We start from the raw sequence: 19572 nt of genomic DNA, 5'->3' as shown, positions 1-19572 counted from the left end.
TCACTTCGCCTCCGGCACGATCGACACGTTGCGCGCCCCGAACCGGCGCAGCTCCTGCGCGACGGGCTCGGCGTCCTTCCCCTCCACCTCCGCCGAGAGCCACAGGCCGTCGATGGACGCGGAGCGGAACGCCTCCACCTCGAACACCGGGTGGTGCGTGCGCGGGAAGCCGAAGTAGCCGGCGAGGAGGCCGACGAAGATGGCGAGGGAGGCGAAGAGGACGCCGAGCTCGAAGGTGACCGGGATGAACGCGGGCGCGCTGTGCGGCGGGCGGTTGCCCACGTTGAGCGGCCAGTCGTGACCGACCGTGTACCACTGCAGCAGGTAGCCCGTGATGGCGCCGGCGAGGCCGCCCACGAGGGCGACGATCGGCACGGTGGAGCGCTTCAGGCCGAGGGCGTGATCCGCCTCGTGGAGCGGGTACGGAGAGTGGATGTCGAGGCTCTCGTGCCCGTGGGCGCGGAGCGCGCGGGCGGCGTCGTAGAGCGGCTGCTCGCGCTCGAACTCACCGAGGACGTAGGCCTTCATCCTTCCTCCTCCGAGCCGGGGTGGGCGTTGTCGCCGTAGTGCTCGAGCTCGCGGCGGAGCTCCTTCACCTCGAAGAGCGGGATGGCGGGCAGGAACCGGAGGAACAGCAGGAACAGCACGCCGAACATGCAGATGGAGCCGAGGAAGAGGCCCCAGTCCACCCAGGTCGGGTAATACATGCCCCACGACGAGGGGATGAAGTCGCGGTGGAGCGACACGGCGATGATGACGAACCGCTCCGCCCACATGCCGACGTTGACGAGGATGGCGACGAGGAAGAGCACGTACTCGTTCCGCCGCATCGACGGGAACCAGAGGATCTGCGGGGCGACCACGTTGCAGAACATCTGCGCGATGAAGATGCCCCTGTACGGCCCCTGGAACCGGTTCAGGAAGGCGAAGGCCTCGGACGCGCTGCCCGAGTACCAGGCCATGAACCACTCCATCATGTAGCCGTAGAACACCATGAGGCCGGTCGCGAGGATCACCTTCGCCATGTTGTCGAGGTGACGCTCGGTGACGACGTGCTGGTACCCGAGCAGCCGCCGCGCCGGGATCATGAGCGTCAGCACCATCGCGAAGCCGCTGAAGATGGCGCCGGCCACGAAGTAGGGCGGGAAGATGGTGGTGTGCCAGCCCGGCAGCTGCGAGATGGCGAAGTCGAAGGACACGATGGTGTGGACGGAGACGACGAGCGGCGTGGAGAGCCCGGCGAGGAGCAGGTAGCCGATGCGGTAGTGCCGCCAGTGGCGCGCCGAGCCGCGCCAGCCGAAGCTCATGATCCCGTAGACGATGCGGCGCCCGCGGGTCTTCGCGGCGTCGCGCAGGGTCGCGAGATCGGGGATGAGGCCGAGGTACCAGAAGAGGAACGAGACCGTCGCGTAGGTCGAGATCGCGAACACGTCCCAGGGCAGCGCGCTCTTGAAGTTCGGCCAGATCAGGTTCGTGGACGGGTACGGGATGAGCCACCAGAAGAGCCACGGCCGCCCGAGGTGGATGACCGGGTAGACGCCCGCCATCGCCACCGCGAAGAGCGTCATCGCCTCCGCGAAGCGGTTGATGGAGGTGCGCCACTTCTGCTGGAACAGGAGGAGGATCGCGCTGATGAGCGTGCCGGCGTGGCCGATGCCGATCCACCAGACGAAGTTCGTGATGTCGAACGCCCAGGCGACGGGGATGTTGTTGCCCCAGGCGCCGATGCCCACGAACAGGGTCGTGACGAGCGACAGGGTCCAGAACCCGACCCCGCCGAGGAGCGCGAAGAGGAGCAGCAGCCAGCCCTTGCGCGTCGGGCCGAGGACGGGGGAGAGGAGGCTCTCGGTCAACGCCCGATCGTCCGGGCGGCCCACGAGGACCGGCGCGCCCTCGAGCGCGTGGGCGTCTTGGATCGTCTTCTCGGCGGTGCTCATGCGAGCTCGGGGTTGGGGTTGCGGAGCTTGACGAGGTAGGCGGTGCGCGGCCGGGTGCCCAGCTCGTGGAGCAGGTCGTACCGGCGCGCGTCGGCGTGCTTGCGCGACACGCGCGAGCGCGCGTCGTTGAGGTTGCCGAACACGATCGCCTCCGAGGGGCAGGCCTGGGCGCAGGCCGGCACGACCTCGTCCGGCCCGATCTTCCGCCCGCCCACGCGCGCGTCGATGCGCGCCCGCTGGATGCGCTGGGTGCAGTAGGTGCACTTCTCCATGACGCCGCGGGCCCGCACGGTGACGTCCGGGTTCATCAGCATCTGGAGCGTCGGCGCCATGTCCCCGTGGTAGTCGAGGAAGTTGAAGCGGCGCACCTTGTACGGACAGTTGTTCGAGCAGTACCGCGTGCCGACGCAGCGGTTGTAGACCATCTCGTTCAGGCCCTCGTCCGAGTGGACGGTGGCGTTCACGGGGCAGACGTACTCGCAGGGCGCCATCTCGCAGTGCACGCACGCGAGCGGCTGCGTGACCGACTGTGGATCCTCCGCCGGCCCCTCGAAGTAGCGATCGACCCGGATCCAGTGCATCTCGCGGCTGCGGAGCACCTGCTCCTTGCCGACCACCGGGATGTTGTTCTCGGCCTGGCACGCCGCCGTGCACGCCGAGCAGCCGATGCACTTCGACAGGTCGATCGCCATCCCCCAGCGGTAGTCCTTCTCCGAGTAGTCGACCGGCTGGAGGATGGTCGGCGCCTCGCCGCGGTGCTCGTCGAGCTCGGCCTTCGCGCGGGGGAGCTCCTCGTGATCGAGCGCGAGCGCGATGGCGCGGCCCTCCATCGAGAAGTGACCCTGCGTGATGGCGAGCTCGGTCGTCTTGCCGGTCTTCTTCAGCGTGGCGCCGCCGGCGTACCAGGGGGCGTCGCTCGTGCGGAGCGCGTAGGCGTCGAAGCCCGCGCCCTGGCCGACCGCCCCGGCGACCCGCTGGCCGTAGCCGAGCGCGACCGTGACCGCGTCGTCGGCGTGGCCGGGGACGACGAGCACCGGCGCGACCACCGCGCGGCCGCCGCGGGCGAGCTCGACGAGCTCGCCCGACTCGAGCCCGAGCCGCCTGGCGGTCGCGGGCGAGAGGTGGGCGGCGTTCTCCCAGGTGAGCTTGGTGATGGGATCCGGCAGCTCCTGCAGCCAGGCGTTCTCGAGGAAGCGGCCGTCCCAGACCTTGTAGTCGGGCGCGAAGCCGAGCTCGATGCCGCCCGCGGGGGCGGGGAGCTTCCCGAGCGCGTCCGCGACGCGGGCGGGGTCGACCTTCGCGTCCTCCGGGCGGCCGGCGCTCTCCGTGAGGAGGCCGGCCGCGAGCCACTCGTCCCAGGTCCTGTCGAAGGGATCCGGCGGGCGGGGCCGGTTGGTGTCGGCCGGGTTCGAGGCGGCGGCGGGGCCGGAGAGCGGCAGCGGGGCCGGCGGCGCCCCGGAGCGGCTGCGCCAGCCGTCGCGCACGAGGCGCCAGGCGCCGCGCTCGCCCTCGCCGAGGAACGCGGCGAAGAGGTCCACCTCGGTCGTGCTCTCGTGGAGCGGCGAGATGAGCGGCTGCACGACCGTGACGGTGCCGTCCCGCGAGCGGAGATCGCCCCAGGACTCGAGCGGGTGGCTCGCCGCGAGCCGCCAGCTCGCCGCCCGCACCGTCTCGTCGTCGCGGAGCGCGAGGACCATCGAGTTCTTCACCTTGCCGAACACCTTGCGCAGCTCGAGGTCGGCGGGCGCGGTGTGGAGCGGGTTCCAGGCGGTCACGACGAGCGTGTCGACCTTGCCGGCCTGCACCTCGGCGGCGAGCGCGCGGAGCGCATCCGGGCCGGCCTGGGGATCGACCAGCACGGGCGCGCGCCAGCGCACGACGGGCCCGACGTTCCCGAGCGCCTCGTTCATCGCGGCGGCGAGCGCGTGGACCGCCGGCGGCTGCCGCGCACCCGCGACGATGAGCGAGCGCCCGCGGGCGCCGGCGAGATCCTTCGCGACGGCCCTGGCGGCCCGGGCATGCTCGCCCTCGGCGCGCGCGCCGAGCGGCGCGAGTCCCGCCACGCCCGCCTGGGCGAGCTCCGCGGCGACCGCCCGCGCGAACGCCGCGACCTCGGCGCCGCGCATGCGGAACCGGTGGTCGGCCATGCCCCCCGTCACCGAGAAGCGCGGCTCGGCCACGTAGAGCCGGTTCATGCGCTCGCCCTCGCGGCGCGAGGCGAACTCGCGCGCGCTGCGCAGGTGCTCGCCCTCGGTGGCGAGGAAGTCGGAGTCGAGCGACAGGATCACGTCCGCCTTCGCGACCTCGAAGGTGGCGTCGAGCGGGCGGCCGAGCGCGATGGCGGCGCCGGCGCGCTGCGCCGCGTCCCCGCCCGCCGGCGCCCACGTGTCGAAGCGCGCCTTCGGGAAGCGCTCGAGGAGCCGGCGGCGCAGGTCGGCGACGGTCGGCGAGCTCGTCGGGGCGACGAGGAAGCGCAGCCGCGCACCGCCGTCCTTGTCGTGCTCGCGGGCGAGCGCCGCGATCTCCTGGAGGACCGCCGACCACGCGAGCGCGCGGCCGCCGCGCGTGAACCCCGCGAGGCGCGCCGGATCGTAGAGGTCGAGCACCATCGCCTGGGTGATTGCGTCGGTGCCGCCGAGGCTCGCCGGGTGCAGGCGGTTCCCCTCGACCTTGACCGGCCGGCCCTCGAACGCCTGCACGACGAGCCCGACGGCGTAGCCCTCGTCGCTCCGCGCCGTCGCGTAGCCCACGGGGACGCTCGGCGTCACCGCCTCCGGCTTGCGCACGTAGGGCACGAGCTTCTCGCGCGGCGGCTTGCAGGCGAGGCCGGCGAACGCCGCGGAGGCGCCGAGGATCTGGAGGAAGCCGCGCCGGGAGAACCCCGCGGGCGTCTCGGCGGCGCCCTCCGGGAACTCGCCGGGCTCGGCGTCCGCTCGCCCCGCGAGCTCGTCGATGCTCTTCCAGCGGCGCGTCTCGAGCGCCGTCTTCTGACCGTAGATGGGAAGCCCTAGCGATGGCATGTGTAGCAGCTCGTGCGGGGTTTCACGTCGTACTTCTTCGCCAGCTCTTTCCCGAGCGCGACGGGGTCGCCTTCCGGCTGCCACGTCATGTTCGTGACCTCCTCGAGCGGGCGGAGACGCGGGGTGGGGTTCCGGTGACAGTCGAGGCACCAGCCCATCGTGAGTGGAGCGACCTGCTCGATCGCCGGCATCAGGTCGACGCGTCCGTGGCACTCGACGCAGCCGACCCCCTTGTTCACGTGGATGGCGTGGTTGAAGTAGACGAAGCCCGGGAGGCGGTGGACCCGCACCCATTCGATCGGCTTGTTGGCGAACCAGCTCGAGCGCACCAGGTCGAGCAGCGGGCTCTTGTTCCAGACCTGCGAGTGGCAGTTGAGGCAGAGCTCGGTGGGCGGGATGCCCGCGCTGGCGGCCTTGTCGACGGTCGTGTGGCAGTAGCGGCAGTCGATGAGGTCGTCCTGCACGTGGTGGCGGTGGTCGAACTGCACCGGCTGGCCCACCTGCTCCGCCTGCCCGGTGCCCGCCGGGATGCGGGCGAACACCATCAACGCGCCCACCGTCCCGGCCGCACCGGCGAAGAGGATCGCGATGACGATGCGGAAGATGCCGTTGGATCTGGGAGAAAAGAGTGCGCTCATCGCATGGCGCGCGGGCCCCTTGGACGTCGTGCAGGTACGACCGGGCCCGCGCTGGGGCGTAAATTGTCTTGGATCAAATATCGACGGAAGGTCTCGGAAGGGGCGAGGGGCTCGGGTTCTTGCCCGGTCGCAAGCCCGCGCGGGACGCGCCGCACCCGCCGGTGCGCGGGCCGTTCCGTGCGGGAGGGACGACGCCCGCTGCCGCCGCCGCGGCGGGCTGCAGGGAGCGGACGGAGGCCGCAGCGACGACGCGGTGCTTGTTCCATCGACCGCTCCGAGTTACGACCCACCCCTCATGGACCCCAAGGACACCGAGCTGCTCGAGCGCGCCCGCGAGGGCGACCGCCGGGCGCTGGAGGCGCTCCTGTCACGGCATCAACGGAGCGTGTATCGCTTCGGGCTGAAGATGTGCCGTGACGAGGAGGACGCAAAGGACGTCTTGCAGGAGACCCTCCTTGCGGTCGCACGAAACGTGAAGGACTTCCGCGGCGCGTCCTCCGTCTCGACCTGGCTCTATACGATCGCGCGGAGCTTCTGCATCAAGAAGCGGCGGCGCTCGAAGTTCGCGCCGGAGCAGGAGGAGTCGCTCGAGGCGCGCGTCTCCGGGGAGGCGGCGCGCCAGGTGGTGGACCCGACGCGCCCGCCCGACGACGCGCTCGCGGGCCGGCAGATCGAGGCCGCGCTCGAGCAGGCCATCGCCGCGCTCGACCCCATGTACCGTGAGGTCCTCGTGCTCCGCGACGTCGAGGGGCTCACCGCCCCCGAGGTCGCCGAGGTCATGGGGCTCAGCGTGGAGGCGGTGAAGAGCCGCCTGCACCGCGCGCGGGTCGCGGTGCGCGAGGCCGTCGCGCCGCTGCTCGGGATCCCCGGCGCCGCCGCCCCGCCCGCCGCGGCAGGCAGGGCCGCCCCCGGCGAGCCCGCCGCGGAGCCCTGCCCGGACATCGTGGAGCTCTTCTCGAAGCACCTCGAGGGCGAGATCAGCGCCACGCTCTGCGCCGACATGGAGCGCCACCTCGCCCGCTGCCCGAGCTGCGACGCGCGCTGCCAGTCGCTCCAGCGGACGCTCGCGCTCTGCAAGGCCGCGCCGCACCCGGAGGTCCCCGCGGCCGTGCAGGCGTCCGTCCGGTCGGCGCTCGAGGAGTTTCTCTCGCTGCAGCGCCCGTGATCCGCCGCGTCCGGGGCGCGGCGGATGCGCTCGCGGACCCTGCGGTTTGCCGCCCTCCCCTCCTCACCCCATCTTTGGGGTCGGGAGGTGAGGGGATGCTCGACAAGGGGACACTCTTCGCGGCGGCGCTCGCCGTCGCGAGCCCGGCGCTCGCTCAGTCCGGGACGACGTACCAGCAGCCGTACACGCCGCCGCAGCAGCAGACGCAGCCGCAGCAGCCGCCGGCGCAGCAGCCGGCCCCGCCGCCCGCCCAGCAACCCGCGACCGGCGGAACCGCGGCGCCGGGGGGCGCCTCGCAGCAGGTGGTGGTGAACCCGCCGAGCGGGCAGTCGGGCGGGACGACCACCACGGTGACGCCGCCCCCGCCGCCGACCTCGACGACGGTGGTGACGCCGCCGGCCTCGCAGCCCGCGACCGAGGTCATCGTGGAGCGGCGCGAGCGGCCGAACCCGATGGCCACGGTCGCCACCGACGCGGCCTACGGCGGCGTCGCAGGCCTCCTCGTCGGCACGGGCGTGTCGCTCGTGAACGAGTGGGACAACTGGCAGCGCGACATGATGATCGGCGCGGGCGTGGGGCTGCTCGTCGGCGCGGCGGTGGGCGCCGTCCACGCGACGTACGACGCGCGCGAGGCGGACCGGCGCGAGCGGCGCGTCGCCGTGCGCGACGGCCTCGGCTCGACCGATCGCGACCCGGTCCTCGAGGCGCCGACCTACGTCGGCTGGGCGGGTCACTTCTAGGCGATAGCGAAGTAGGTGCCGGGGGGACGCGCGTAGGCGTCCCCCCGGCACGGCTGTCCGCGGGGCCCGCCTCGCACTACACTCGCGCCGTGTCGATCTACCGGCTCTCGCGCGAGGTCGCGTTCCCGGATCCGGAGCTCGCCGAGCCCGACGGGCTGCTGGCGGTCGGCGGCGACCTCTCGGCGGAGCGGCTCCTCACCGCCTACGCCACGGGCATCTTCCCGTGGTACGGCGACGACACGCCCATCCTCTGGTGGTCGCCCGACCCGCGTCTCGTGCTGGAGCCGGAGTGGCTGCACGTCTCCGCCTCGCTCGCGCGCACCCTGCGCCGCGGCCGCTACCGCGTCACGGCCGACCGCGCCTTCGAGGACGTGATCCGGCGCTGCGCCGCGCGCGAGCGGCCCGGGCAGTCCGGGACCTGGATCGTGCCGGAGATGGTCGAGGCCTACGTGCGCCTCCACCGGCTCGGCTTCGCCCATTCGTTCGAGGCGTGGGAGGGCGACGGGCTCGCGGGCGGGCTCTACGGCGTCTCGCTGGGCGCGGCCTTCTTCGGCGAGTCGATGTTCGCCGATCGGCCGGACGCCTCGAAGGTCGCGTTCGTCCGCTCGATCGAGTGGCTCGCGTCGTGGGGCGTGCGGCTCGTCGACTGCCAGGTGCGCACCGAGCACCTCTCGCGCTTCGGCGCGCGAGAGATCCCGCGCGCGGACTTCCTCGCGCGGCTGGCGCGGGCGCTCGAGAAGCCCACCCTGCGCGGGCGATGGGATCTCGAGGCGGCCGCTGGAACCGTCGGCTCGTGAGCGCGGGCCCGCCGCCCCCTATGCGAGCCCCTGATTCCGGAATGCCCGCCAGCCCCTCGGCCCGGCAAGCGTCCGGCCCGTCGCGCCCACGTGGCGCCGCCGCTCCCCTGCCCCTCCCCTCCCCGGAGCGCCCCCTGCGGGGGCGGAGCACCCCCGTGCCGCAGCGCGCGGAGCACGGGAACCGCGCGGCCGCGGGCCCTCCGCCGCGCGCGGTGGGCCCGCGCGGCGGGGAGGCCGTACGCTTAGAATGTGAGGCCATGGCAGAGCGGTCCCGCCCCGGGGGCGACACGGACGTCGTCGTCCCCCGGACGAAGGCGGAGAAGGAGACGAAGCGGCCGTCCCTGTACCGGGTACTCCTGCACAACGACGACTACACCACGCAGGAGTTCGTGGACTGGGTGCTCGTGACGGTGTTCCACCACGATCCCGAGAGCGCGCACCGCATCATGCTGAACGTTCACATGCACGGGGTGGGCGTCGCCGGTATCTATCCATTCGAGATCGCCGAGACGAAGGCGGAGAAGACGATGGAGCTCGCGCGCGAGGCGGAGTACCCGCTCCTCGTGACGGTCGAGCCGGAGTAGCGGAGCAGGCATGGTGACGGTGTCGAAGGAGCTGCAGCAGACGCTTCAGGCCGCGGTCGCGGAGGCGCGACGGAGACGCCACGAGTACGTGACGCTCGAGCACCTCCTGCACGCGATGACGCGCGACAAGGTGGCCTCCGAGGTGCTGCTCGCCTGCGGCGCCGACCTGAAGCTCCTCGAGCGCGAGCTCGAGGAGTACCTCGATCGCACGCTGGAGTCGCTCGGGACGTCGCAGGATCCCGAGCAGACCGCGGCGTTCCAGCGGGTCCTGCAGCGGGCGGCCTGGCACGTGCAGGGCTCCGGGCGCACCGAGCTCAACGCGGGCGACGTGCTCGTGGCGATCACGCGAGAGCGCGGCTCGCACGCGGTCTACCTCCTCGAGAAGCAGGGCGTCCGGCGCCTCGACATCCTCCAGTACATCTCGCACGGCATCGGCAAGGAGGGCGGCGGCGACGACGAGCCGCAGGACGAGGGGGGCGAGGAGTCCGGCGCGCCCCGCACGGTGAAGGATCCGTTCAAGACCTTCACGGTGAACCTCGTCGAGCGCGCGGCGCAGGGGCTCATCGACCCGCTCATCGGTCGCGACTCGGAGATCGAGCGCACCATCCAGGTCCTCTGCCGCCGGCGCAAGAACAACCCGGTGTTCGTGGGCGAGCCGGGCGTGGGCAAGACGGCGATCGTGGAGGGGCTCGCGCTCCGCATCCACGAGAAGAAGGTCCCGTCCGTCCTCGAGAAGGCGGCGATCTACTCGCTCGACATGGGCGCCCTCCTCGCGGGCACCAAGTTCCGCGGCGAGTTCGAGCAGCGGCTGAAGGGCGTCATCGCCGGCGTGAAGAAGACGCCGAACGCGATCCTGTTCATCGACGAGATCCACACCATCGTCGGCGCGGGCGCGACCACCGGCTCGTCCATGGACGCGTCGAACCTCCTGAAGCCCGCGCTCGCCTCCGGCGAGCTGCGCTGCATCGGCTCGACCACCTTCCACGACTACAAGCAGACGTTCGACCGCGACCACGCCCTCGCGCGGCGCTTCCAGAAGATCGAGATCTACGAGCCGAGCGTCGACGACACGATCCGTATCCTCAAGGGCCTGAAGAAGGTCTACGAGGAGCACCACGGCGTCGTGTTCACCCCCCGCTCCCTCCGCGCGGCGGCCGAGCTCTCGGCCAAGCACATCAACGACCGGCAGCTCCCGGACAAGGCCATCGACGTCCTCGACGAGGCCGGCGCGCGCGACCGGATGCGCGCGGAGGCGCGCCGCCGCCACCGCGTCACCGCCCGCGACGTGGAGCGGGTGGTCGCGAAGATCGCCAAGATCCCCGAGCGCACCGTGTCGGCGGACGACGAGACGCAGCTGCGCAACCTGGAGCCCGAGCTCAAGAAGGTCATCTACGGGCAGGACCCGGCGGTGGAGGCGATCGTCTCCGCCATCAAGCTGTCGCGCTCCGGGCTCGGCGCCCCCGAGCGGCCCATCGGCAACTTCCTCTTCTCCGGCCCGACCGGCGTCGGGAAGACCGAGCTCGCGAAGCAGCTCGCGCGGATCCTCGGCGTCGAGTTCCTGCGCTTCGACATGACGGAGTACCAGGAGAAGCACACCGTCTCCCGGCTCATCGGCGCGCCCCCCGGCTACGTCGGGTTCGACCAGGGCGGGCTCCTCACCGACGCGATCCGCAAGACGCCGTACGCGGTCCTGCTCCTCGACGAGATCGAGAAGGCTCACCCGGACATCTACAACCTGCTCCTGCAGGTGATGGATCACGCGACGCTCACCGACAACAACGGCCGCAAGGCCGACTTCCGGCACGTCATCCTCGTGATGACGACGAACGCGGGGGCGCAGGAGCTCTCGGCCCGGCGCGTCGGGTTCGGCTCGGACCTGTCGGAGCCCGGCAACGCGCGGAACGCGATCGAGCGGACCTTCAGCCCGGAGTTCCGCAACCGCCTCGACGCGTGGGTGGCGTTCGACTCCCTGCCGGCGGAGGTGATCGCCCGCGTCGTCGACAAGATGGTGAAGGAGCTCGAGGCGCAGCTCGCCGAGCGCAAGGTGCACGTCGAGCTGAGCCTCGAGGGCCGCGCCTGGCTCGCGGAGCACGGCTTCGACCGCAAGATGGGCGCGCGGCCGATGGCCCGGCTCATCCAGAACGAGGTCAAGAAGCCGCTCGCCGAGAAGATCCTGTTCGGCGAGCTCCACGACGGCGGCACCGTCCGCGTGGAGGTGGAGCCGGACGGCTCGAAGCTCCGCCTCGTGGTGAATGCGGCGGTGCCGGCCCCGCGGGTGCCAGAGCCAGAACCAGTCTGACCGCGGCGCCTGGCGCTTCGCTCAGGCGGCGCGGCGAGGCGCCGGCAGCGCTGCGGGCTCCTCGCCCGCCGAGCCCAGCCGGAAGAACGCGATCGCCGCCTGCAGCTCGTCGGCGCGGCGCTCCAGGTCCTGCGCGGTGGCCTCGATCTCCTGGGCCGCGCCCGCGGTGTGCTGGACGCCGGAGCTCAGCCCCTGCACGGCCCCGCTGATCTGCGCGGCGCCCGTCGCGAGCGCGCGCGTCGCAGCGGCCATGTCGCGGACCTGCTCGGCGCTCTTGCGGATGTCCGCCACGAGCCCGCCGAGCACCGCCCCCGCCCGCTCCGCGACCGCCACCGTCGAGTCCGAGAGCTCGCCGATCTCCTGCGCCGCGCCGCGGCTCCGCTCGGCGAGGGAGCGCACCTCGGAGGCCACCACCGCGAATCCCCTGCCGTGCTCGCCGGCGCGGGCGGCCTCGATGGCGGCGTTCAGCGCGAGGAGGTTCGTCTGGTAGGCGATCTCCTCCACGATCCCGGTCTTCTCCGCGATCTGCCGCATGGCGGCCACGGCCTCGGTGACGGCGCGCCCGCCCTCCTCCGCCGACGCAGCCGACGCGAGCGCCGAGCGCTCCGCCGCGTCGGCGTCCCGCGCGGTGGCGACGATCGTCGCCGAGATCTCCTCGACGCTGGCCGCCGCCTCCTCCGCCGCGGCGGCCTGCTCGGAGGTCGTCCGGGCGATGAGCTCCGCGCCCCCCCGCAGCTTCTCGCTGCCCGACGCCACGCCGTCCGCCGCGTCGCGGACCTGCCCGACCGCGCCGCGCAGCTGGCCGACGGTGTCGCGCATGGCCGAGAGCACCTGCCCCGCCTCGTCCAGGGCGCGCGCCTCGATCCGGATCGAGAGGTCGCCCGCGGCCATCCGGGCGGACGCGGCGGCCGCCTCGCGCAGCGCGAACAGGCTGCGCCGCAGCGAGCCGTACAGCAGCGCCCCGGCGACCACCATCATCGCGGCGATGAGGGCCATCGTCGTCCAGCCGTCGCGCACCGACGCGGCGTGGAGCGCGGTCGCGTCGCGGAAGAAGAAGAGGACGCCGGCGACCTCCCCGCTCGCGTCCCGCAGCGGACCGATCCCGGCCACGTACCACGCGTCGCCGCGCCGGAAGAGCCGCGCGACCGGGGCCTCGAGCCCGCCGGCGAGCCCCACCGCGCCGCCGAGCTCGTGCGCGAGCGCCCGGTCGGTCGCCTCGAGCAGCTGGAACTCGCCGACGACCTCCTTCGTCGGCTCCGCCCCCTTGGCGCGCAGGTAGTCGGTGCGCAGGAACAGCGCGGCGTCCTCGCCGGTGACCGCCTTCGTCTGGGCGAAGAGGTGGTCGATCTCCTCGGCCACCTCGAGGTACCCGAGCGGCGCGCCGCCGAGCGACACCGGCCGGACGCTCCGCAGCGAGAAGAAGTTCTTGCCGAGCTCGATGCCGTGCGCGTTCCGGCCGGTCTTCGCGGCGGCGAGGAAGGTCGCGCGCTTGAGGACGTCGTCCCGCTGCTCGGGCTTGTGGGCGCGCAGGAAGACGCGCCCGTCCGGATCGATGAAGTACATGTGCGTGATCGCGTTCGTCGCCTTCAGCTCCGCGAACAGCGGGGCGGCCGCGGCGAGGAGCCCGTCGCGATCGTGGGTGGCGAACGGCGCGAGGAGGCGCTCCTGGTGCGCGAGCACGGTGAGCGCGCGCGAGAGCCCCTCCGCGTCGGCGGCGACCGCGGCGTCGAACGCCGCCACGTCGGCCAGCATCTCTCCGGAGGCGGCGTCGAGGAGCTGGCGCTCCCGCGCCGATCGCGTGACGAGGGCGGCGAGAGCGATGGTGAGAGAGAGCACCGCGGCGAGCGAGACGAGGAACCGGTTCCTGAGCGATGCGGTGCGCACGGCGAGCGACCTCCAGTGGGGGGCGCACCGAGTTTCGCATCCCGGAGGGGGTGTGCAAACTCCGATCGGCCCCCGTCGGCGAGCGACATGGCCGCGACCCGGGATTTGCCTGTAGAGCCGATATCGCTCGCATGTGCGTTGACGTAGGGTGAACGAACCCTCGGCCCCGACTCGCCCCGCCACCCCCCCGATCCCGGGCGCAGTCGCGTCGGCCCCCTCCCTCGGGTACAACCCCCGCGCGTGCAGCGGCTCCCCATCGACGACATCCTGGCGGACGCGGTCGCGGCGCTCCGCGCCGGGCCGTCCCTCGTCATCGAGGCGCCGCCGGGCGCGGGCAAGACGACCCGGGTCCCCCCCGCGATCCACGCCGCCGGGCTCGCGGGCAAAGGCGAGGTCGTGGTGCTCGAGCCGCGGCGGCTCGCGGCGCGGCTCGCGGCACGGCGGGTCGCGGAGGAGCGGGGCGAGCACGCCGGCGAGACGGTCGGCTACCAGGTGCGGTTCGAGGAGGTGGCGGGCCCGAGCACGCGCATCCGCTTCGTGACCGAGGGGCTCCTCACGCGCCGGCTCCTCGCCGAGCCGTCGCTGACTGGCGTCGGGGTGGTGGTCCTCGACGAGCTCCACGAGCGTCATCTCCAGGGCGACCTCGCGCTCGCGCTGCTCCGCCGCCTGCAGCGGACCTCGCGGCCCGATCTGAAGCTCGTCGCGATGTCGGCGACGCTCGACGCCGGACCGGTGGCCCGGTTCCTGGGCGCCGCCTCGCTCCGCTCGGAGGGCCGGCGCTTCGAGGTCGCCGTCGAGTACCTCTCCCCCGAGGAGGCGGCCCGGCCGGACGTCCGGCTCGAGGACGCGGTCGCGCGCGCCGTGCGCCGGCTTCACCGCGAGGGGATCGACGGCGACGTGCTCGTCTTCCTCCCGGGGGCCGCGGAGATCCGGCGGGCGCGGGAGGCGCTCGCGGCGTGGGCGGCGACCGCGGAGGTGGACCTCCTGCCCTTGCACGGCGATCTGCCGCCCGAGGAGCAGGACCGGGCCGTTCGGCCCGGGCCGCGCCGGAAGGTGATCCTCTCGACGAACGTCGCCGAGACCTCCGTCACCCTGGAAGGAGTGGTGGCCGTGGTGGACTCGGGGCTCGCGCGCGTCGCGTCGCACTCCCCGTGGTCGGGGCTCCCGACCCTCGAGCTCCGCAAGATCAGCCGGGCCTCCGCCGCACAGCGCGCCGGCCGCGCCGGCCGCACCCGGCCCGGGCGCGCGCTCCGCCTCTACACGCGCCACGATCACGACGCCCGCCCCGGGTTCGAGGTGCCGGAGATCCTCCGCGAGGACCTGTCGGAGACGCTCCTCGCCCTGGCCGCCCTCGACGCCGCCGAGGGGCTCGAGTGGTTCGAGCCGCCGCCTCGGGCCGCGTGGGAGGCCGCGCGCGGGCTGCTCGTCCGGCTGGGCGCGATCGACGCGCGCGGCGCCATCTCCGAGGCCGGTCGGCGCATGCTCCGCCTGCCCGTCCACCCGCGCCAGGCGCGGCTCGCGATCGAGGCGGCCGCGCGCGGCGCCCCCGACGCCGGCGCGCTCCTCGCCGCCCTCCTGGGCGAGCGCGACGTGCGCGATCGCCGCGCGCTCGCGGGCGGAGCGCTCCCGCCGACCGGCCCTTCCGACCTGCTCGAGCTCGCGCAGGCTTTCGAGGAGGCCGCGCGCGCGCGCTTCGCGCCGGAGCGGCTCCGGCGCATGGGGCTCGACCCGGGCGCGGTGCAGGCCGTCGAGCGGAGCCGGAGGCAGCTGCAGCGGCTGCTGAGGTCGATCGGGCCGCCCTCGACGTCGTCCCCGCCCCCGGCGGCGCCCTCCTCCCCGCTCGCCGGCACCACCTCCGAGGAGCACGCGCTGCTCCTCGCCACCCTCGCCGCCTATCCGGATCGCGTCGCGCGGCGGCGCGCGCCGGGGTCGGACGAGGTGGTCCTCGTCGGCGGTGGCAGCGCGCGGCTCGACCCCGCGAGCGTGGTGCGCGAGGCGCCGCTCCTCGTGGCGGTCGACGCGGAGGAGCGCCGCGGCGATCGCCGCCCGCCGGGCGCGCGCGCCGCCGAGGCGCGGGTGCGCGTCGCGAGCGCGGTGACCGACGAGATGCTGCTCGATCTGTTCCCTGCGGCGCTCCGCTACGAGGACGCCGTCGGCTGGAACGGCGCCGCCGAGCGTGTGGAGGCGACCGAGCGGCTCGTGTACGAGGACCTGGTGCTGGAGGAGGTCCGCGCGCCGAAGGCGGATCCGGAGAAGGTCGCCGCGCTCCTCGCCGAGGAGGCGCTGGCCCGCGGGCCGCGCGCGTTCGCGCCGGAGGGCGCCGTGGACCGGCTCGTCGCGCGCATCGCCTTCGCGGCGCGGCACGCGCCGGACGCGGGGCTCTCGCCGCCCTCCGACGAGGAGCTCGCCGCGGCGCTCCGCGACCTGTGCGCCGGGCGGCGGAGCTTCGCCGAGCTGCGCGAGGCGGACCTGCCCGGCGCGGTCCTCGCCCGCCAGGACCCGAGGGCCCGCGCCGCGCTGGAGCGGCTCGCGCCCGAGCGGCTGACGCTGCCCGGCGGGCGCAGCACCCGCGTCAACTACGAGGCCGGCAAGCCGCCCTGGATCGAGAGCCGCCTGCAGGACTTCTTCGGCCTCGCGCAGGGCCCGGCGCTCGCCGGCGGGAAGGTGCCGCTCGTCCTGCATCTGCTCGCCCCGAACCAGCGCGCCGTGCAGGTGACGACCGACCTCGCCGGCTTCTGGGAGCGGCATTACCCGTCGATCCGACGCGAGCTCGCCCGGCGCTACCCGCGCCACGCCTGGCCGGAGGATCCGCGCCACGCCTCGCCGCCGGCGGCGCGGAGGTAGCGGGCCGCCTCGAGCGCGACGTCGAGCGCGGCCTCGGCCCGGCGGCGGGCGGAACCTCCGGGGCTTGGCCGGGCCTCCTCGCGTTGCGAGCTTCGGATCCGTGGCCTCACGCACGAAGGTCCAGCCCTATCGCGCACAGCTCGCGCAGCTCGTGGACGAGGCGCCCGAGGGCGCCGCATGGGTCCACGAGATCAAGTACGACGGCTACCGGATCGGCTGCGCGATCGAGGACGGCGCCGTCACGCTCTGGAGCCGCAACGGCAAGGACTGGACGGCCCAGTTCCCGGAGGTCGCCGCCGCCGCGCGGAAGCTGAAGGTCCGCTCGGCGCTCCTCGACGGGGAGGTCGCCGCCGTGCTGCCCGACGGGCGCACGAGCTTCCAGGCGCTGCAGAACGCCTTCGGCGCGGGGCGGCGCGAGCTCCTCTACTTCGTCTTCGACCTCCTCCACCTCGATGGGCAGGATCTGGCCGAGCGCCCGCTCCTCGAGCGCAAGGCCGTCCTCGCGCGGCTCGTCGGCGAGGGCGCCGGGATCATCCGCTACGCACAGCATTTCTCCGGGAGCGGCCGCGACGTCCACCGGGAGGCGTGCCGGCTCGGCCTCGAGGGCATCGTCTCCAAGCGGATCGACCGCCCCTACCGTCCCGGGAGGAACGCCACCTGGGTCAAGGCGAAGTGCGTGCTCCGGCAGGAGCTCGTCGTCGGCGGCTTCACCGATCCCGAGGGGGCGGCCCGCGACGCCATCGGCGCGCTGCTCGTCGGCTACCCGGAGGGCGGCGCGCTGCGCTTCGCCGGGAAGGTCGGGACGGGGTGGACGAACGAGGGCGCCCGCGCCCTGCGGGAGCGGCTCGCGCCGCTCTCACGGAAGGAGTCCCCGTTCACGCCGCCGCCCGCCGGCGGGCTGGGCCGCAGCGCGCACTGGGTCCGGCCCGAGCTCGTCTGCGAGGTCGCGTTCACCGAGTGGACGCACGACGGCAAGATCCGCCACCCGTCGTTCCAGGGGCTCCGGGAGGACAAGCGACCGGAGGACGTCGTGCGCGAGCGGCCGGGGGCGACCCCGACCTCGTCCCCGAACGATTCCCCCACCGCGAGCTCGACCCCTGGCCGCTCGGCCTCCTCGACCCGAAAGTCGACCCCGGGCCCGCGCCGGCGCCGGCGCTCGACCGGCCCGCGAGCGACTCCCGCCGGGCGTTCCCGAATCGAGCGCCGCCGTTAGATTGCCGACATGGGACGCGTCCGCGTCGGCACGAGCGGGTACCAGTATCGCCACTGGCGCGGCGTCCTCTATCCGGAGGGGCTGCCCCAGCGCGAGTGGCTCCCGCACTACGCCCGGTTCTTCGACACGGTCGAGATGAACGCGACGTTCTACCGGCTCCCGACGCCGGAGGCGGTCGAGCGGTGGCGCTCGGTGGTGCCGCGCGGGTTCACCTTCGCGGTGAAGGGCAGCCGCTACCTCACGCACCTCAAGCGGCTGCTCGACGCCGAGACCGGGCTGGAGCGCTTCTACGCGCCGGTGTCGCGGTTCGGCCGGAAGCTCGGGCCGGTGCTCTGGCAGCTTCCCCCGCACATGAAGCCCGACCTTCCCCGCCTCGATCGGTTCCTCGGACGGGTCCCCGCCGGCCCCCACGTCGTCGAGTTCCGGAACGAGGGCTGGTACTCGGAGGAGACGTGTGACGTGCTCGATCGTCACGGCGCCGCCTTCTGCGAGCACGACCAGATCAGGCGCCCGCCCCCCCGCCTCACGGGACGCTTCCGCTACGTGCGCTTCCACGGCACGACCGGGCGCTACTCGGGGCGATACGGGGTGGAGGCGCTCCGGCCGTTCGCGGCCGAGCTCCTCGCGTGGACGGAGAGCGGCGGCGACGCGTTCGTCTACTTCAACAACGACCTCGGCGGGCACGCCGTGCACGACGCCCTCACGCTCCTCGCCCTCGTGGGCGAGGAGCGCCCGGCGCTCGGCGCGTCGCCGTGACGCCCGTGCCCGGCGCGAGCCCCCGCCCCGGCGCCGAGCCGCCCGCTCGCCCGCAGCACGTGCGAACGCAGCGCGGCGTGCTCCCCCACGCGTGAGCGGGCGCGCGAGCGCGCCCGCGATATGGCTGCGACCATCCGGCACGCCGTCACGCACCGTGTGCCAGGGAGGTTCACCATGAGGAAGCGGATGGCAGCCGCCGTACTCTCGCTGGCGATCGCGATCCCCGCAGCGGCGGAGGGCGAGCGAGCCGCCGCGGCGCCGGATCTCGAGAAGCGCGTGGGGGAGCTCGAGGCGGCGTTCAACGCCCACGACGCGAACGCCCTGGCCGCGTTCTTCGCGCCGGACGGCACCTTCGTCAACCCGCGCGGTCAGCGCGCGTTCGGGCGGGAACAGGTGCTCGAGCGGTTCCGCGAGGATCTCGCCGGGCCGCTCAAGGGCTCGAAGCACCGCATCCGCATCGAGCGCGTCCGGACGCTCGGAGAGGCCGTGCTGCTCGACCTCGATCAGGACGTCACGGGGCCGAACCTCCCGGCCGCCGCTCCCCGTCCCGCCCACCCCCACGCCTCCGTCCTCATGAAGAAGGACGACTCCGGGCAGTGGATGGTGCTCGACGCGCGCGTCTACTTCTTCCTGCCCGGCGGACGACCCGGCGCCGCGCCCCCGGCCGCCCGCGGCGGTGCGAGAACGGGAGCCGGGCAGCGCTGAGCACGGCGGGCGATCCTCGCCCCTCTCGAGGGCTCCGGGGACGCCCGGCCGCCGACCCGTCCCGCCTCAGATCTCGAGCAGGATCCGCTCGGGATCCTCGATGGCGTTCTTCACCGCGATGAGGAACTGCACCGCCTCGCGTCCGTCGACGATGCGGTGGTCGTACGAGAGGGCGACGTACATCATCGGCCGCGCGACGATCGCGTCCCCCTCGACCACCGCGCGCTTCTCGATCTTGTGGAGCCCGAGGATCCCGGACTGCGGCGGGTTCAGGATGGGCGTCGAGAGCAGCGAGCCGTAGATGCCGCCGTTCGAGATCGTGAACGTACCGCCGGCGAGGTCGTCCATCGTGATGCGGTTGTCCCGCGCCTTCCTGGCGAGCTCGCCGATCGTCTTCTCCACGTCGGCGAAGGAGAGCGCGTCCGCGTCGCGCACGATGGGGACCACGAGCCCCTTGCCGCCGCCGACCGCCACCCCGATGTCGTAGTGGTCCTTGTAGACGATGTCGGTGCCGCGCACCTCCGCGTTCACCACCGGGAACGCGCGCAGCCCCTCGACCGCCGCCTTCACGAAGAAGGACATGAAGCCGAGCTTCACGCCGTGCTTCGCGAGGAACGTCTCCCCGTGCCGCTCGCGCAGCGCGAGCACGCGCGACATGTCGATCTCGTTGAAGGTGGTGAGGATCGCGGCGGTCTGCTGGGCCTCCACGAGCCGCCGAGCGACCGTGCGCCGGAGCGACGTCATCGCCACGACGCGCTCCCGGGCGGTCGCGCCGTCCCTGGGGGCCGGGGCGGGCGCGGGCGCGGGACCGCGCGCGGCCGCCGGCCGCTCGAGGGCGCGCACCACGTCCTCCTTGCGCACCTGGCCTCCGGGGCCCGAGCCCGCCACGGCGCCCAGCTCGAGCCCGTGCTCGGCGAGGAGCCGCCGCGCGCTCGGCGGGGCCCGGCGCGCACCCGCGGCGGGCACCGGGGCCGCCGGCGCGGTACGCAC

The 19572-nt window shown here is 73.7% G+C and carries 15 protein-coding genes; 9 read left to right on the top strand and 6 right to left on the bottom strand.

Going from position 1 to position 19572, the window contains the following annotated elements; genetic code table 11:
- Genes MNZ39_RS03045 through MNZ39_RS03030 form a run of 4 tightly spaced genes read right to left on the bottom strand, consistent with a single transcriptional unit; the run spans window position 1 to window position 5595 of the window.
- A complete protein-coding gene (locus tag MNZ39_RS03045) occupies window positions 1-528 on the bottom strand; it encodes a DUF3341 domain-containing protein (protein WP_242334284.1) in 528 nt (175 codons plus the stop codon).
- The gene (gene nrfD, locus MNZ39_RS03040; protein WP_242334282.1) at window positions 525-1937 is read right to left on the bottom strand and encodes an NrfD/PsrC family molybdoenzyme membrane anchor subunit; all 1413 of its coding nucleotides are present in this window, start codon (window positions 1935-1937) and stop codon (window positions 525-527) included. The genes MNZ39_RS03045 and nrfD overlap by 4 nt, the downstream gene beginning before the upstream one ends.
- Window positions 1934-4957: a TAT-variant-translocated molybdopterin oxidoreductase gene (locus MNZ39_RS03035; protein WP_242334279.1), complete on the bottom strand. Its 3024-nt coding sequence runs from the start codon at window positions 4955-4957 to the stop codon at window positions 1934-1936. Before MNZ39_RS03035 ends, nrfD begins: the two co-directional genes overlap by 4 nt.
- Window positions 4945-5595 carry a cytochrome c3 family protein gene (locus tag MNZ39_RS03030; RefSeq protein WP_242334276.1) on the bottom strand — a complete coding sequence of 217 codons (651 nt, stop codon included), beginning with the start codon at window positions 5593-5595 and terminating at the stop codon, window positions 4945-4947. Before MNZ39_RS03030 ends, MNZ39_RS03035 begins: the two co-directional genes overlap by 13 nt.
- A gap of 295 nt (window positions 5596-5890) precedes the next feature.
- On the opposite strand from MNZ39_RS03030, the gene MNZ39_RS03025 reads away from it, so the two are divergent.
- The 5 genes from MNZ39_RS03025 to clpA all read left to right on the top strand — a co-directional run bounded on the left by MNZ39_RS03025 (window position 5891) and on the right by clpA (window position 11180).
- Entirely contained in the window at window positions 5891-6760 is an 870-nt protein-coding gene (locus MNZ39_RS03025) for a sigma-70 family RNA polymerase sigma factor (RefSeq protein ID WP_242334273.1), read from the top strand.
- Window positions 6761-6855: 95 nt separating this feature from the next.
- Window positions 6856-7500, top strand: a complete 645-nt coding sequence (locus MNZ39_RS03020) for a hypothetical protein (RefSeq protein WP_242334270.1) — start codon at window positions 6856-6858, stop codon at window positions 7498-7500.
- A gap of 89 nt (window positions 7501-7589) precedes the next feature.
- Complete coding sequence (aat, locus tag MNZ39_RS03015; RefSeq protein ID WP_242334267.1) at window positions 7590-8297, top strand: leucyl/phenylalanyl-tRNA--protein transferase; 708 nt, start codon at window positions 7590-7592, stop codon at window positions 8295-8297.
- A gap of 257 nt (window positions 8298-8554) precedes the next feature.
- The gene (locus MNZ39_RS03010; protein ID WP_242334264.1) at window positions 8555-8881 is read left to right on the top strand and encodes an ATP-dependent Clp protease adaptor ClpS; all 327 of its coding nucleotides are present in this window, start codon (window positions 8555-8557) and stop codon (window positions 8879-8881) included.
- A gap of 10 nt (window positions 8882-8891) precedes the next feature.
- Entirely contained in the window at window positions 8892-11180 is a 2289-nt protein-coding gene (clpA, locus tag MNZ39_RS03005; RefSeq protein WP_242334261.1) for an ATP-dependent Clp protease ATP-binding subunit ClpA, read from the top strand.
- A 21-nt stretch (window positions 11181-11201) separates the two neighbouring features.
- Here clpA and MNZ39_RS03000 read toward each other — a convergent pair whose 3' ends face one another.
- Window positions 11202-13064: a methyl-accepting chemotaxis protein gene (locus tag MNZ39_RS03000; protein WP_242334259.1), complete on the bottom strand. Its 1863-nt coding sequence runs from the start codon at window positions 13062-13064 to the stop codon at window positions 11202-11204.
- Between the two features lie 240 nt (window positions 13065-13304).
- Between MNZ39_RS03000 and hrpB the strand changes: the two genes are divergently transcribed.
- The 4 genes from hrpB to MNZ39_RS02980 all read left to right on the top strand — a co-directional run bounded on the left by hrpB (window position 13305) and on the right by MNZ39_RS02980 (window position 18582).
- Window positions 13305-15908 (top strand): ATP-dependent helicase HrpB, encoded by a 2604-nt coding sequence (hrpB, locus tag MNZ39_RS02995; protein WP_242334256.1) that lies wholly within the window; start codon window positions 13305-13307, stop codon window positions 15906-15908.
- A 100-nt stretch (window positions 15909-16008) separates the two neighbouring features.
- Window positions 16009-17121 carry a non-homologous end-joining DNA ligase gene (gene ligD, locus MNZ39_RS02990; RefSeq protein ID WP_242334253.1) on the top strand — a complete coding sequence of 371 codons (1113 nt, stop codon included), beginning with the start codon at window positions 16009-16011 and terminating at the stop codon, window positions 17119-17121.
- Window positions 17122-17130: 9 nt separating this feature from the next.
- The gene (locus tag MNZ39_RS02985; RefSeq protein ID WP_242334250.1) at window positions 17131-17877 is read left to right on the top strand and encodes a DUF72 domain-containing protein; all 747 of its coding nucleotides are present in this window, start codon (window positions 17131-17133) and stop codon (window positions 17875-17877) included.
- 174 nt (window positions 17878-18051) lie between these two features.
- Complete coding sequence (locus MNZ39_RS02980; RefSeq protein ID WP_242334247.1) at window positions 18052-18582, top strand: SgcJ/EcaC family oxidoreductase; 531 nt, start codon at window positions 18052-18054, stop codon at window positions 18580-18582.
- 66 nt (window positions 18583-18648) lie between these two features.
- On the opposite strand, the gene odhB is transcribed toward MNZ39_RS02980, so the two are convergent.
- Window positions 18649-19572: 2-oxoglutarate dehydrogenase complex dihydrolipoyllysine-residue succinyltransferase (gene odhB / locus MNZ39_RS02975; RefSeq protein WP_242334244.1), on the bottom strand; the 924-nt coding region annotated here is incomplete at its 5' end.

The organism is Anaeromyxobacter sp. SG66 (assembly GCF_022690805.1).
Classification (GTDB): Bacteria; Myxococcota; Myxococcia; order Myxococcales; family Anaeromyxobacteraceae; genus Anaeromyxobacter; species Anaeromyxobacter soli.
The sequence above is the reverse complement of the archived record's forward strand: the minus strand, read 5'-3'. Positions and strand labels throughout refer to the sequence as shown.